At 68.2% G+C, this 13,960-nt stretch carries 16 protein-coding genes and 1 tRNA gene; 8 read left to right on the forward strand and 9 right to left on the reverse strand.

The genetic code is table 11. The features are described 5' to 3' along the window. Positions 1–17: 17 nt before the first annotated feature. The 4 genes from ABT304_RS11735 to gadC form a co-directional block, all read right to left on the reverse strand. Complete coding sequence (locus ABT304_RS11735) at positions 18–140, reverse strand: hypothetical protein (RefSeq protein ID WP_350715313.1); 123 nt, start codon at positions 138–140, stop codon at positions 18–20. A 79-nt stretch (positions 141–219) separates the two neighbouring features. Then, a complete protein-coding gene (locus ABT304_RS11740; RefSeq protein WP_350715315.1) occupies positions 220–1,566 on the reverse strand; it encodes a dipeptidase in 1,347 nt (448 codons plus the stop codon). 3 nt (positions 1,567–1,569) lie between these two features. Further along, positions 1,570–2,016 (reverse strand): hypothetical protein, encoded by a 447-nt coding sequence (locus ABT304_RS11745; protein ID WP_350715317.1) that lies wholly within the window; start codon positions 2,014–2,016, stop codon positions 1,570–1,572. After that, complete coding sequence (gene gadC / locus ABT304_RS11750) at positions 2,013–3,497, reverse strand: glutamate/gamma-aminobutyrate antiporter GadC (RefSeq protein ID WP_350715319.1); 1,485 nt, start codon at positions 3,495–3,497, stop codon at positions 2,013–2,015. The genes ABT304_RS11745 and gadC overlap by 4 nt, the downstream gene beginning before the upstream one ends. A 222-nt stretch (positions 3,498–3,719) precedes the next feature. On the opposite strand from gadC, the gene ABT304_RS11755 reads away from it, so the two are divergent. Both ABT304_RS11755 and ABT304_RS11760 read left to right on the forward strand, forming a co-directional pair. Next, entirely contained in the window at positions 3,720–4,091 is a 372-nt protein-coding gene (locus ABT304_RS11755; protein WP_350715320.1) for a SpoIIAA family protein, read from the forward strand. 24 nt (positions 4,092–4,115) lie between these two features. Further along, positions 4,116–5,237, forward strand: coding sequence for an aminopeptidase P family protein (locus tag ABT304_RS11760; protein WP_350715322.1), 1,122 nt, complete (start codon positions 4,116–4,118; stop codon positions 5,235–5,237). 69 nt (positions 5,238–5,306) lie between these two features. Here the strand turns inward: ABT304_RS11760 and ABT304_RS11765 are convergent, their stop codons facing one another. Next, positions 5,307–5,828, reverse strand: a complete 522-nt coding sequence (locus ABT304_RS11765; protein WP_350715323.1) for a helix-turn-helix domain-containing protein — start codon at positions 5,826–5,828, stop codon at positions 5,307–5,309. A 61-nt stretch (positions 5,829–5,889) separates the two neighbouring features. Here ABT304_RS11765 and ABT304_RS11770 point away from each other — a divergent pair, with 61 nt between their 5' ends. Genes ABT304_RS11770 through ABT304_RS11780 form a run of 3 tightly spaced genes read left to right on the forward strand, consistent with a single transcriptional unit; the run spans position 5,890 to position 7,819 of the window. Next, positions 5,890–6,255, forward strand: a complete 366-nt coding sequence (locus ABT304_RS11770) for a hypothetical protein (protein WP_160027174.1) — start codon at positions 5,890–5,892, stop codon at positions 6,253–6,255. Beyond that, positions 6,252–7,025, forward strand: a complete 774-nt coding sequence (locus ABT304_RS11775) for an ABC transporter ATP-binding protein (protein ID WP_350715325.1) — start codon at positions 6,252–6,254, stop codon at positions 7,023–7,025. Before ABT304_RS11770 ends, ABT304_RS11775 begins: the two co-directional genes overlap by 4 nt. Then, positions 7,013–7,819: an ABC transporter permease gene (locus ABT304_RS11780; RefSeq protein ID WP_350715327.1), complete on the forward strand. Its 807-nt coding sequence runs from the start codon at positions 7,013–7,015 to the stop codon at positions 7,817–7,819. The genes ABT304_RS11775 and ABT304_RS11780 overlap by 13 nt, the downstream gene beginning before the upstream one ends. 31 nt (positions 7,820–7,850) lie before the next feature. On the opposite strand, the gene ABT304_RS11785 is transcribed toward ABT304_RS11780, so the two are convergent. Further along, on the reverse strand, positions 7,851–8,414 hold the full coding sequence (locus ABT304_RS11785; protein ID WP_350715329.1) for a DUF1269 domain-containing protein: 564 nt from the start codon (positions 8,412–8,414) through the stop codon (positions 7,851–7,853). Positions 8,415–8,518: 104 nt separating this feature from the next. Then, positions 8,519–8,782 carry a GlsB/YeaQ/YmgE family stress response membrane protein gene (locus tag ABT304_RS11790; protein ID WP_160027182.1) on the reverse strand — a complete coding sequence of 88 codons (264 nt, stop codon included), beginning with the start codon at positions 8,780–8,782 and terminating at the stop codon, positions 8,519–8,521. A 481-nt stretch (positions 8,783–9,263) separates the two neighbouring features. Here ABT304_RS11790 and ABT304_RS11795 point away from each other — a divergent pair, with 481 nt between their 5' ends. Both ABT304_RS11795 and ABT304_RS11800 read left to right on the forward strand, forming a co-directional pair. After that, positions 9,264–10,559 (forward strand): HNH endonuclease, encoded by a 1,296-nt coding sequence (locus ABT304_RS11795; protein ID WP_350715331.1) that lies wholly within the window; start codon positions 9,264–9,266, stop codon positions 10,557–10,559. Between the two features lie 90 nt (positions 10,560–10,649). Beyond that, positions 10,650–10,728 (forward strand) — tRNA-Gln (locus tag ABT304_RS11800). Positions 10,729–10,775: 47 nt separating this feature from the next. Here ABT304_RS11800 and ABT304_RS11805 read toward each other — a convergent pair. Further along, positions 10,776–12,200 carry a DUF1254 domain-containing protein gene (locus tag ABT304_RS11805; protein WP_350715332.1) on the reverse strand — a complete coding sequence of 475 codons (1,425 nt, stop codon included), beginning with the start codon at positions 12,198–12,200 and terminating at the stop codon, positions 10,776–10,778. Between the two features lie 104 nt (positions 12,201–12,304). Next, the gene (locus ABT304_RS11810) at positions 12,305–13,087 is read right to left on the reverse strand and encodes an alpha/beta fold hydrolase (protein WP_350715334.1); all 783 of its coding nucleotides are present in this window, start codon (positions 13,085–13,087) and stop codon (positions 12,305–12,307) included. A gap of 109 nt (positions 13,088–13,196) precedes the next feature. Here ABT304_RS11810 and ABT304_RS11815 point away from each other — a divergent pair, with 109 nt between their 5' ends. Continuing rightward, the gene (locus ABT304_RS11815; protein WP_350715336.1) at positions 13,197–13,796 is read left to right on the forward strand and encodes a hypothetical protein; all 600 of its coding nucleotides are present in this window, start codon (positions 13,197–13,199) and stop codon (positions 13,794–13,796) included. Positions 13,797–13,960: the final 164 nt, after the last annotated feature.

Consider the following 13,960-nt stretch of genomic DNA (forward strand, 5'->3'; position numbering starts at 1 on the left):
CGGGCATCTTAGCGCGATTACGTACAACTAGAACCGATGCCGTCCCACTTCGGCTCGAACGCATAGCCGCCGTCCGTCGGCACGCCCTTCGCGGGCTTCGCGAGCATCGGCAGGATCGGCGGCATCACAGGAAGGTCCACGTCGCTCAGCCTAAGGGCGCCGCGCGAATTTCGGATGAGGCAGAAGAAGTTGTCGATCCATCCGTCGGGGGCCGTCCGGTCAGGTCGTCGCGGCGGCGTAGCGCTGCAGGAAAAGCGCCTCGGTCAGTGCCATGGTGGAGATCTCGCGCGGGTCCACGCTCTCGTTGGGCGCATGGATCAACGCCTGCGGCTCCTCCACGCCCATCAGGATGATCTCGGCGTCGGGGTAGGTGTCGGTGAACACGTTGCACAGCGGTATCGAGCCGCCCTGCCCGAGGGTCGCCATCGGCTTGTCGTAGGCCTCCAGCATCGCCTTGCCCATCGCCTGGTAGGCCGGTCCGTCGATCGTGGCCCGGAAGGGCGAGCCGGTGGCCTCCACCTCGATGGTGACGTGGACACCCCAGGGCGCGGTCCGGTGGAGGTGCGCCTCGAGTGCCTCCTTCGCGACGTCCGGCGCGAGCCCGGGTGGGATGCGGAGGTTCAGCCGAGCCGCGGCCTTGGGCACGATCGCCGCCGCCGAGCCGACCACGGGTGGGCAGTCGATGCCGAGCACCGTGACCGCCGGCCGGGCCCACAGCATGTCCGACACCGAGCCGTCCCCGAGCAGCTGGACCCCGTCCAGCAGCCCGGCGTCGCTGCGGAACTGCTCGGGCGGGTACGGCTGGCCCTCCCAGCGTCGGGTGCTGTCGAGCCCCTCGATGGTGGTGTTGCCGGCCGAGTCTCGCAGGCCGGCCAGCATCGCGATCAGGGCTGCGAGGGCGTCCGGGGCCGCACCGCCGAACATGCCGGAGTGCAGCTCCGAGGTCAGGGCCTCGACGGTGACGACCACGTTGACCATGCCACGCAGGCTGACGGTTGCCGCAGGCTGGCCGACGGCCGCGTTCCCGGTGTCGCAGACCAGGATCGTGTCGGCGCGGAGCAGATCCGGGTTGTCGACCACGAACGCCTCCAGGCCCCCCGTGCCCTGCTCCTCGGACCCCTCCACGACCAGCTTGAGGTTCACCGGTACGTCCTCGCCCAAGGCGCGGAGCGCCAGGAGGTGCATGAGGATGTTGCCCTTGCAGTCCGCGGTCCCGCGGCCGTACCAGCGCCCGTCCTTCGCGACCAGCTCGAACGGCGGCGTCTGCCAGGCGGCGTCGTCGAGCGGCGGCTGCACGTCGTAATGGGCGTACAGCAGCACCGTGGGCGCATCGGGTCGTGTGCACGGTCGAGAGCCCACGACGGCGTTGCTGCCGTCCGGGGTCTCCGCCAGCCGGGCATCGTCGAATCCGAGGGCCGCGAAGTGGTCGAGCACCCACTGCGCGGCACGGTGGCACTCCTCGGGTGGGAACTGGCGCGGGTCGGCGACCGACTTGATGGCGACCAGCTCGGCCAGCTCCTCCCGCGCCTGGGGCATGAGGTCAGCGATGCGGCCCCTCAGATCCATGTCTCACTCACCCACCACGTCATCGGTCTCGAGGTCGTCGACGAACTCGTTGAAGTCGTCCAGCTCGTCGGGGCAGTAGATCTCGATGATCAGCTTCTGGCCCTGGAAGACCCGGCTGTCGACGACCACCGGGCGCGCGCCGGGGCCGGACGCCCCGTTCGAGAGCTGCGACAGCAGGATGGCGCGATTCAGCGCGTCGTTCGGGTCCTCGCAGGTCGCCCCACCGTCGTCACCCAGGACCCGCACGATCTGGTCCTTGTCCGGGGCCTGAGCGCCCGCATCCTCGAGCGCGGCGATCAGCTCGTCGGCCTTCTCCTCGGCGTTGCGGGTCTCCCGGGCCGAGTTGAAGGCGATCAGCCCGACGACGAGGAGGATGCCGAGGACGACCAGGGCGGTGATGTAGATCCAGCTGCGTTCGCGCTTGCTCTGTGTCTCCGTCGGGGTGCTCATGACGGGGTCACCTCCTGCGGCTCAGGCTGCTTCCATGACGGCTTGCGGAACCGGTAGAACAGGAACGGCACGAGGAGCCCGAGTCCGAGTGCGCCGCCACCGACGATGGCGAAGTAGAGACCGGAGTTTCCGGAAGCAAACTGCGATGGCGGGATGAAGCCGACCAGGAGGGCGGCCAGGGAGGCCGCGAAGCCGACGCCGCACATCCCGACGAGCATGGGTGCGCGGTAGCCGCGCGGATGGTCGGGATGCTTACGGCGTAGCTGGATCGCGGCCACGAACATCAGCAGATACATGATCAGGTAGACCTGGGTCGTGATGACGGAGAAGATCCAGTAGGCGCTGGACACGTCCGGGATCAACGCGTACGCCAGGCCGATCACGGTGGTGATCAGGCCCTGGACGACCAGGATGTTCTGCTGCACACCGTTCTTGTTGAGCTGCTGCAGGAAGGGCGGAAGGTAGCCCTCCTGGCGCGAGATCAGCAGCAGGCCCTTCGATGGCCCGGCCAGCCAGGTCAGCATGCCGCCGAGGGAGGCCGTGACCAGCATGATGCCCACGATCGGGGTCAGCCACTGCCAGCCGAAGTTCGCGAAGACCGCGTCGAAGGCCTGCATCACGCCGGCAGTGAGGGACAGCTCTTCAGCAGGTACGACCCAGCTGATCGCCAGCGCCGGGAGGATGAAGATCGCCAGGACCAGGCCCATGGCCAGGAACATCGACTTCGGGAACTCCTTGCCCGGGTCCTTCAGGGAGGACACGTGGACCGCGTTCATCTCCATGCCCGAGTAGGAGAGGAAGTTGTTGACGATGAGCACGAGGCTCGCGAGCCCGGCCCACACCGGGAAGATGTTCTCGGAGGTCATCGGCGCCGCGGACTCGTTGCCCTGCCCGAGGAAGACGATGCCGAGAAGGACCAGTACGACGCCGGGGATCAGGGTTCCGATGATCAGGCCGCCGCTGGCGAGACCCGCGACTCCCTTGGTGCCTCGCGAGGAGATCCAGACACCGGACCAGTACACGACGATGATCACGCACGCGGTCCACACCCCGCTGCTGGCCAGCTCCGGATTGAACACGTACGCGAGGGTGCTCGCCACGAACCCCAGCAGACTCGGGTAGTAGAAGATCGTCATGGCGAACTGGCACCAGACCGCCAGAAAGCCCATCGGCTTGGAGATTCCCTCCGAGACCCACTTGTAGATGCCGCCTTCCCACCCCGAGGCGAGCTCCGCGGAGACCAGAGAGGTCGGCAGCAGGAACACGATGGCCGGGAGCAGGTACAAGAAGACGCAGGCCAGGCCGTAGACCGCCATCGTCGGCGCTGCCCGCAGGCTGGCGACCGAGCTCGTGGTCATCATCGCCAGCGCCACCCACGAGATCCAGGCGGTGGGCGGGATCTTGGCGCGCGTCGCCAGGTCCGCTGCGGCGTCTCCCGCGCTCACGTCGACCACCGCGATAGGGCGGGGGTTCTGCACCATCCGAACATCCTCATCACTCCTTGCAAAGCGACGGCAGTTGATGGCTCAGGGTAGGAACGACACGCGCGTGGGCGGATCGTCCTCAGCGGATGAAGCAGGCGGAGAAACGCGCCCGTCCCGCCGCGAACTCTCAGGGTCGACGATCGCGGATGCGCGATGGGTGGATGCCTCATCCGCGAGGGGTGATTCGTGCCTGCTCCGCTGTGGTTAGCGTCGGCTTCTATGATCAAGCTCCTGAGTGGGATGCCAGCAGGGGTTCTCGGCCTCGAGGCCATCGGTGACGTGGAGGAAGAGGACTATCGAGACGTCGTGATGCCTGCCGTCGAGGCGGCGATCGCGGAGCACGGCAAGGTCCGTCTCGTCTATGTCCTCGGTCCTGAGTTCGACGAGTACGACGACGACGCTGCCTGGGAGGACCTGAAGCTCGGTGTGCGTCACCCGACCTCGTTCGAGCGGATCGCGATCGTGACCGACGCACGCTGGGCGGGTCCTATGGTCAGAGTCTTCAGTGTCCTGTGGCCAGGGCAGGCGCGCGCGTTCCGGCTCGCTGACCTCGAGGCTGCGAAACGTTGGGCGGCTGATGAGGCGAGCTGACAGACCACGGTGGAGGGAATCCGGATGAGTGACGCCACGCCGATCACGGCCATGGACTACGCGGCCCGGTTGAGCCGGGCCGTGGCCGACGCGACCGATGCGGGACTGGACGGGCTCCTCGTCACGCCCGGCCCCGACCTGATCTGGCTCACCGGCTACCAGCCGACGGCCATCACCGAGAGGTTGACGGTGCTCATCCTCACTCCTGGTCAGCAGCCGACCCTGCTGGTGCCGACCCTGGAGCGGCCGGATGCCGAGAGTGCCGTGGGCGCACCGGGCCTTCAGATCGTCGACTGGGCGGACGGTGAGGATCCGTTCGCGCGGGCCGGCACCTTGATCCCCTCGCACGCGACGATGGGAATCGCCGACTCCGCCTGGGCGATGCACCTGCTCGGGCTGCAGAGCGCGTTGCCCGCATCCTCCTATCGGTCGCTGACGCACGCCCTGCCCATGCTGCGAGCGGTGAAGGACGCCAACGAGCTCGCCCGGCTGGCAGCCGCCGGGGCCGCCGCGGACGCGGTCTATGAGCAGATCCTCGGAGTCCGGTTCGCCGGCCGGAAGGAGACGGAGGTCGCTGCCGACCTGGCCCGCCTGCTGCGGGAGTCCGGTCACGAGCAGGTCGACTTCACGGTGGTCGGCTCAGGCCCCAACGGCGCCAACCCTCACCACGAGGCCGGCGATCGCACCATCGAGGTCGGCGATGCGGTCGTCCTCGACTTCGGTGGACTGATGTACGGCTACGGCTCGGACACCAGCCGTACGGTGTGCGTGGGCGAACCTTCCGCCCTGATCCGCGAGGTCCACGAGGTCGTCCGCGCGGCGCAGCAGGCAGGCTTCGAAGCGGTCCGCCCGGGCGTCGCCTGCCAGGAGATCGACCGGGCAGCTCGACAGGTGATCACCGACGCCGGGTACGGCGAGCGGTTCATCCACCGCACCGGGCACGGCATCGGCACCACGACCCATGAACCGCCCTACATGATCGAGGGCGAAGAACAGCCGCTGGTGCAGGGGATGTGCTTCTCGGTCGAGCCCGGCATCTATCTCCCCGGCGAGTTCGGGGTCCGCATCGAGGACATCGTCACGGTCACCGAGGACGGCGGCAGACGTCTGAACAACACCGAGCGTGACCTGAAGGTCGTCGGCTGAGGCTCAGGATCTTCGTCGACGAGTGCGATCGCGGCGCAGCACCCCATCGTGTCGATGGGACGTACGGCGCTACTCGGTCGGCAGGAGCACCGTGGACAGCATCACGCGCTGTTTCCCGGTCGCCTCGCCGACGTACGGGGCGATGAGATCGTTGAATCCTTGCTGGATCCGCACGAGGTCCTCCTCGTCGACGTACAGCGCGCCCGTGCCGAACCCGAGGTGGCTGCGGGTCACCTCGCCGAGAGCGAGTGAACCCTCGAACGTACGAAGCAGCTCGCCGATGAAGGCGAGGAAGCCCGCTTGGATCTGCTCGTCGGAGAGCGTCGCCAGCTCGGCTTTCTCGACGTGAGCCATCCGCTCGCCCAGCGTGTAGGTGCGCTCGACCGTGCCGCGCACCCGCCGCTCCGACGCCACGGCGAGGAAGCCGGCCTCGACGAGCGTGGCGATGTGTCGATACAGCGTTGCCTGGGGGACATCTGTCAGCAGGTCGCGGAGCTGGGCGGTGGTCAGATCGCGACCCCCCACCGCCTGCAGGACCCGCAGTCGTACGGGGTGGGCAACGACCTCAGAGATATTGCCTTGCGGCGGCATCAGACTCCCATTATTCTCATTCTTAGAATGTTCCTGATCTGAGTATATTCTAGGAGATGAGATGACCATCCTCAATGTCCAGGACAGCGTGCTGACGCTGACCTTTCCTGGCTGGGAGCGGCTGATGGCCGGCCGCGCGGGCTACTCCGTCGCGGTCGGTGCCGTCGAGTCAGTGGAGGTGCTGTCGGGATGGAGTTCTGAGGTCCTGGGCTGGCGCTCGGGTCTGGTCATCTCGGGGTTCCGCAAGCTGGGTACCTTTCGGCATCCCGACGGCACCCGCAGGCTGGTCTCGATGACGCGTGGGCTGCCCCTGCTGCGGATCCGGTTGCGTGACCGGGAGGTCGGGGCCGGCTTCGACGAGCTGCTGGTCAGCACTCCGGAGGCCGTTGAGCTGGCCGCGGCGCTCGACACTCTGGCTCGGTCATGAGTGCCGCCGTGGCCGCGGGTGTCGCGGCGAAGGGGAGCGGGGTGCTGTCCGGCCCCACACTGCGGGCCGAAGGTCTGGCCAAGTCCTTCGGGCCGGTGCCGGCGCTGACCCGGGTCGATCTGGTCGCTCTGCCGGGGCGGGTGACCGGCTTCATCGGGCCGAACGGCGCGGGCAAGAGCACGACCTTGCGTATCCTCACCGGACTCGCCCGTGCGGATCAGGGCACCGCGACTATCGATGGGGTGCCCTACGGCGCGTTGAGCTCTCCGTCCCGGGTTCTGGGCGTCGTCGGCGATCTGGCCGGGGCCCATCCGGGGATGACCGCTCGCGGGCACCTGCAGACTCAGGCCGCACTGATCGGTGTGCCCGGCGCTCGGGTCGAGCACGTGCTCGAGGAGACCGGCCTGAGCTCGGTGTCGCGCCGACGAGTCCGCGGCTTCTCGACCGGGATGCGCCAGCGACTGGCGTTGGCGACGGCTCTGTTGGGCCGACCGTCCGGGCTGATCCTCGACGAGCCGACCAACGGCCTGGACCCCTCGGGCATCGTGTGGCTGCGCCGTCTGCTGCGAGCCTTCGCCGATGCCGGCGGGACGGTGCTGGTGTCCAGTCATGTGCTCACCGAGCTGCAACAGGTCATCGACGATCTGGTGCTCGTCGAGGGCGGCCGCACGCGCTGGTCCGGTTCCCTGGGCGACTTCACCGGTGAGCACGCCTCGCTCGAGGAGGCCTACCTGAGCATGATCGAGGAGGAGATGGCATGCGACAGCTGAAGGACGCGATCCGAGGTGAGGTGGTCCGGCTGACCAGGACCCGGCTGCCCCTGTGGACGCTGGCGGCCGCGATGGCGTGCGGTGGCCTGCTCACCGCTCTCGTCGCCCTGACCGGTCCGGAGAACACCACCCCGCCGATGCCTGGGCTGGACACGGTCGACGGCGTCTCCGGCGTCTTGGGCCTTCTCGGCGTCGCCCTCTTCGTACCTGCGCTGATCGGCACCGTGGCGATCACCAGCGAATACCGGCATCGCACCGTAGCCACCACCTTCCTCGCGATCCCGAATCGTGGCCGGGTGCTGGTGGCCAAGCTGATCACCTACGGGGGGCTCGGTCTGGCGTACGGGCTGGTCCTGGCGTTCTCCGCGGTCGCCGGGATCTATGCAGGGACCTTCGCGTACGGGATCGAGCCGGGGCTCGGGCTCGGTGCCATTCTCGGCACCGCGGCGAGGTACGGCGCCGCCGCAGCCATCTACATGCTGCTGGGTGTCGGCATCGGAGCTGTCGCGCGGCACCAGCTGCTCGCGATCGGGATCACCTTGGGGTACTTCTACCTCGTGGACAACCTGATGATGATTCTCCCCGGAGCCAACATCGTCTATCCGTTCCTTCCAGGTGGAGCCACGTCCGCGCTCACCGGGTCGACCGCGCTCTTGGAGATGATCGCGGCCGAGGCCGGTGTGAACGGCCCCGTCGTCCAGACGCCGCTGGTGGGTGCGCTCGTGCTTCTCGGCTATGCCCTGGCCTCCTCGGCCCTGGCTGCGGCCGTGTCCCTGCGCCGCGACGTCGCCTGATCGCCGGGTCGGATGCTCCGCCGCCCTGCGCTCAGGCGTGTGCGCCCTGGATCTCCTTGGCCGCGGCCTTGATGTCCTCTGCCTCGACCTTCGCGACGGTGGACTCGACGATGGTCTCCGCCCGCTCGAGGGCCTTGCGGATCTTGACCTCGCCGGGGTCCGAGACCAGGGCGAGCAGGCCGGAGTGTCCTGGTGTGATCGCATTCTCGAGCTTCTGCTCGAGCTCGTGGTTGTGGTGGCGCTGCCGCAGCTTTCCGACGAAGGCTCCGGCGCCGCCGGCCACGGCCGCGCTGCCGAGGATCGACGGCGGGAAGATCACGCCGAGCGCGACGCCGCCGACGACGCCCCACTTGAGTCCTGACTTCGTGCTGTGGTCGGTTGCCTTCTGGATCTCCAGCTTGCCCTCGGCCGATCGCCTGACCACGATGACGCCCTCGATCTCGACGGTGCGGCCGTTCTCGGCCGACTTGAGGGCCTCATACGCCTCCCACGCCATGTCGGTGTTGCTGAAGTCCGCGATGATGAGGGTGTAGGCGCCGTCCGACACGGAGGCCGCGCTCACCTCGACATCGGGCGCGTTGGTCTCGTCTGACATGACATCCGCTCCTTGGTGGTTGAGCTTCCACTCTCGAACGGTCATGGCTCGGCGGCATCACCCGTAGCGGGTGGCGTGGGCGCGCTGCTCGGAGGATCCGATGATCACTGGCTCTGACGCGACCGGCGCCAGAGCCCCCACGCCCAGGTGAGAAGCAGGGCTCCCAGGATCGACCCGATCAACCCGGTCGGGTGGAGATCGAGGCCGTTGCCGGTCGCGAGGCTGACCCCCAGGCCACCGACGAAGGAGCCCAGCAGGCCCGTCACCGCCGCGGTGGTCCAATCGATCTCCTTCATCGACCGACCGAGAACGAGCTGTGCCACGCCGCCTGCCACGATGCCGAACAGGATGATCGCGATGATGAGCATATTGGCAACCTACCGCATCCAAACGCTCTCTATCCGGCGTTGAACGACACTGCTCGACGGGTCAGGCAGCACGGGTCTGGAGCCACGTGCGGTAGCGGCGCAGGGCGTCGGGCGATGCCACCGGTGATCACCGCTGGTCGAGCCGCCGAAGCCGCTAGGCGGAGGCGTGTCGAGACCAACACGGTTCTTCCGCGGGAAACCTCGGTTGGGTGACTGTTCTTCGTTTCGGGGTTCGCCGCCGACCCGGTCTTTGAGTGTTTCTCGATCGTGCGCCGCGTCAAGGACGCCCTTCGGGCGCCGGCTTCGCCGGCCGCTTCGCGGTCCTTGACTCGACACCCGATCGAGAAAGATTTCGCCTGTATCGGGGCGGCGGCGAGAGAGTGGCGCGGAATTCACGGTCCTTGTTCACTGACCGCGTAACATGGGTGTGAACTGCTTAAATAGGTCGTATCAAGACGCTCTTGCGCTTATAATAAGGCATATGTACGAGACCATCGACCGCCTCCTCGCCGGGCCGCCTGCGGGTGTGTCCGAGGCTGAGCTGGTCGACTGGATCGCGCGGCTCGAATCGGTCAAGTGCACCGCCGAGGCCGTCCAAGCCGAAGCGGCGGTACGCCTGGATGAAGCGGTCCGGGCACGCCAGGCCGCGGCCGGGGTGCCCGCCCGCAAGCTCGGCGAGGGCGTGGCCTCCCAGGTTGCGCTGGCGCGGCGGGTCTCGCCCGAGAAGGGCGCCAAACTCCTCGGGCTGGCAAAGGTTCTGATCACCGAGATGCCGCACACCTTCGCGTTGATGAAGGCCGGACTGTTCTCCCAATGGCAGGCCACCATCCTGGCCCGCGAAACCGCATGCTTGTCGGTGGAGGACCGTCGGGTCATCGACCACCAGCTCTGCGCCACAGGCCTAGACGGGGAACCTGCTCGGGCGGTGGCGATGGGACTACGCCAGCTCGAGAACGCCGCCAAGAAGCTCGCCATCACCCTCGACCAAGCCTCCGTCGTCGCCCGCGCCGCCAACGCCGTGAAAGACCGCCGGGTCAGCCTGCGGCCGGCACCGGACACGATGACCTGGCTCGGGGCGTTGTTGCCGGTCAAGGACGGCGTCGCGGTCTTCGCCGCACTCGACCAGGCGGCCAAGACCGCTGCGGCCGCCGGGGACGAGCGGAGCCGGGGTCAGGTCATGGCCGACACCCTCGTCGACCGGATCACCGGCCGCACCGAGGCCGGCGGCAAGCCACGGATCGAGGTCAAGATCGTGATGACCGCCGACACCCTCACCGGCGACGCCGACCAGCCCGCCATGGTCGAGGGCTACGGACCCGTCCCCGCCACCTGGGCCCGTGAGACGCTCGCCCACGCCGAGGTGTTCGTGCGCCGGCTGCTCACCGACCCCGCCGGTCAGCTCGTGGCGATGGAGTCCCGCTCACGCAAAGCACCCGAGGGGCTGGCCGAGTTCATCACGACCCGTGATGGTGGGATCTGCCGGACCAACGGCTGCGATGCCCCGATCCGCAACGTCGACCACGTCCAACGCCACGCTGACGGTGGCACTACCAGCGCCGAGAACCTGCAAGGGCTGTGCGAGAGGTGCAACCAGGCCAAGGAAGCGCTCGGCTGGCGAGCCAGACCAGGACCCGACGGCAGCATCATCACGATCACGCCCACCGGGCACACCTACACCAGCCCACCACCCGACACCTGGAGACGGGAGCCACCGCCGCTGTCCCGAGCAGAGCTGATCCTGCGCAACGTACTTCTCGACCGCGATCACGCCGCGTGAGCCTTCGTTCAGGCTCGACCGGCATGCAGTGTCAGTGCGCGGGGCGGGGGCGCTGCCGTCTACAGTTGTCCCGTGCGTTTCGGCGTACGTTCCCCGGTTGGTCTGCCGGCAGGGCCCGCCTGACTTTGAATCAGGACTAGCGACGTAGGTTCGACTCCTACCCGGGGAGCAGGTAGTCACTCCTGATGCTCCCCGCCCGACAGGTGTCCGGGCGCGTCAGTTGACTTCGTCCGCGGGCTCGATCTCGCCGGGGCGCCAGGTCTTGTCGAACCACGCCTCCAGAGGTCCGTAGAGGCGCAGCATGGCGAACCACGACTTGCCCGGCACGGTCTGGATCCAGTTCGCCTCGCGGCCATCGGGCGCCGTCGGTCCGAACCACAGATCGACGCTGCCGTCGTCGTTCGTCGCGACGGTGTTCGACAGGCTCATCAGGGCCGGGTACGGGGTGTCGGTCTCCAGCAGCGAGCGGGTCTGGGTGTCGTAGAGGTCGACGGACCAGAAGTTCTTCGCCGGGATGCCCGCGGGCAGGGTGAGCCGGTAGGTCCGGCCGCCGTCGAGCCAGGCGCCCGTCGAGTCCATCGCGGTGTAGGCGTACGCCGATCCCGCACCCACCTGGGCGTGCGCCATCGCCGGCGTGATCACGGTCGCGAAGTAGTGGAACTGGGCGCGGGCGTCCAGCAGTCGGGCGTGGTTGCGCTCGAACTCGTAGCTGCCGCCGACGAACGCGGCCAGCCAGTTGCTGCCGGGGTAGTAGTACGCGTCGGGGTCGCGTGGCTTGTAGACCAGTGCCCGGGCGATCGCGGCCGCCAGAGGAGCGGCCTGGGTGAGAATCCCGCGCATTCGCTCGTCGGGCTCGAACGGTTGACCGTGCACGATCCCGATCGAGGCGCACTGACCCGCGCGCTCCGGATCCAGCGCGTCGGCCGGCTCCTCCTGCACGAGTGTGTCGATCTCCTCGAAGAACGAGAAGTCGTTCGCGTGGATGGTGTTCTGGGTCAGATCGGCCATGTTCAGGTAGGTCATCGCAGGCGGGTCGTCGGCCTGCGCGAGCGGATAGACCCGAACCTTCTTGATGTCGGGAACGCCTCCGAGAGCGCGGACGACCAGCCAGTTCGAGTACGTCGGCGTGCGGAACACGTAGTAGCCGTCCGGCTCCTCGCCCTCGTATCCCGGAGGGAGGAAGAGGTACTTGCCGCCCGCGCCCTTGTCAGGCCCGGCGATGCCGAGGTCGGCGACGTAGCGGAACCAGAAGTCGTCGAGCACGCACAGGGAGTTCGGCGGGTTCTCGACGACCAGCGGGCCGTCGCGCAGGTCGAGGAACATCGAGCCGTACGTCGTCTCGGTGTTCGGCGTCAGGAAGAAGGAGCCCGAGTTCGCGCGAGGGTCGGTGAAGCCGAGCATGGTGTTGCCGTCGAGGCCGACGCTGCGGAACCCGTTGCGCATCGCCACGAGGGACGCGCCTGGGATGGTGTTGAGGTAGACCTCGATCGCCCGGGTGAGATCGAGCAGGTCGTAGATCGTGTCGACAGACTCCGGAAGCGGCACCCCGTCGAAGAAGTCGATGTCACCCAGTGGTGAGGGCACCACGTCGGGCACCGCGATGTTCCGCCGCGCGATCTCCAGCATGCTCTCGTCGCCCACTGTTCCACCTCTCACCTCGGTCTGTCCGGTCCCGCGACGAGCCTGCGTGGCCCGCGCGTCGACGCGCCTCACCCGTTCCGGACCATCTGATTCCGGAGTGCGACTCATGCGGGGTGGCGGCGGAGGAAGAAGCGGAGGATGTCGTTGAACGCCTCCGGGGCCTCGAGATTGCTGACGTGGCCGCAGCCGGGGATGACGGCGAGGTCCGCCCCCGGGATGAGGCGCTGGAAGTCATGGGCGACGGACAGGGGCGAGCGGGCGTCCAGGGCGCCCCAGATGAGCTGGGTGGGCACCTGGATGGTCTCGAGCACGTCGGTCAGATCGGCGTGGGCCATGGCGGTCAGGGCGGTCAGCATGCTGTCGCGGCGTACGTCGGCTGCCATCGCCTCCAGCAGGGGCACGAACTTCGCCGGCGGAGGGCCGGCGAAGAGGCCGGGGAGGGTCGGGTCGAAGCTGTCTGCCGGCTGGTCGCGCAGCCCCGCGAGGCGAGTGTCGGCCTCGGCCGGCCCCAAGGAACCACGCCACCCGGCGTAGCCGTCGGCGAGCACCAGGCTTCGCGCTGCCGCAGGATGGCGTCGGTACAGCTCGAGGATGACGGTCACTCCCCAGGAGAGCCCCACGAGTGTGCACGGGGCGACGTCGAGAGCGCGGAGAAGCCCGGCCAGGGAGTCGGCGTAGTCGCTGAGTGCGAAACCCTCCGCCACGTCGCCGGAGCCACCGGCGCCAGGTTCGTCCCATGCGATGACGGTGAACTCGTCCGAGAGCGCGTCGAGCTGTGGGGTCCAGGCGCGACCGTCCTCGCCGCCGCCATGGACGAACACGACCGCAGGACCGCTCCCGGCCCGTCGGAAGGCGATGCGTAACCCGTCGATCTCGACGACATCCATGAACCGACGGTAGCGCGCTCGGCGACGTGGTCGGCGGCACTCGAAACCCGGGTCCAGGTAGGGGATCCCCCGATGTCCTCGCGGCTCAGAGATTCGTAGCGTCGGGATCATGACGACTCTCGCGAGCCAGAAGGGACCGGTGGCGCCCGCGGCGCGGGCCGCAAGCCCTGCCGTCATCGCCGTCGCGGTGCTGATGGCATTGGGCTGTCTGGCGTTCGCTGCGGCGAACGTGACCTTCGAGCTCACCGATCGCTTCGCCGAGGGCCGCTACGCCGAGTACGCCACTGGCCTCTCGGTCATGAACTGGACCGTCACGGGCCTGAAGGTGCTGGGCGCCGCGGTGGCGCTGTTGTCGGTGGCCGCGCGCCCGGCCCGGTTCGTGACGCCATGGGCCATGTCGGTGCTTCTCTGGGGTGCGTTCGCGACGCTCGCGCTCGACGCGGTCGGCAGCACGGTGGAGGCCGGAGCGATCCTCGTGGGAGCCAGCGGCGACCCGGCCGACCTCGGCCCGCGTTCCGTGGCGTACCTCCTCGGATCGGTCGTCTCGGCCGCCGGATTCGGGGTGCTCGCCGTGTCCTACCTGCGGCGGTACGCCGTCTCGAAGGTCACCATCCTCCTGGGCGTGCTCGGCGGCCCGGTCCTCCTCGGGCTGCTGTTCCTGGGCCTTCCCGGACTGCTCGTCGTCCTCGGGGTCATGCCGCCCGGCTGACCCCGGGGTTCGTCATTGATGGCCACGCGCCGTTCATCTTCGTGTAAGGTCACCGGGCTTCCTGCATACGCCCGCGTGTCGCGTTGCTGATTGCGGGGACGCGCAGGGTGGTATGGATACTGGCCTGTATCAAGGTCGTGGGGGAGCAGGGTGTAAAGTCGCCC

The organism is Nocardioides sp. NPDC000445 (genome assembly GCF_040300245.1).
Lineage (GTDB): Bacteria > Actinomycetota > Actinomycetes > Propionibacteriales > Nocardioidaceae > Nocardioides.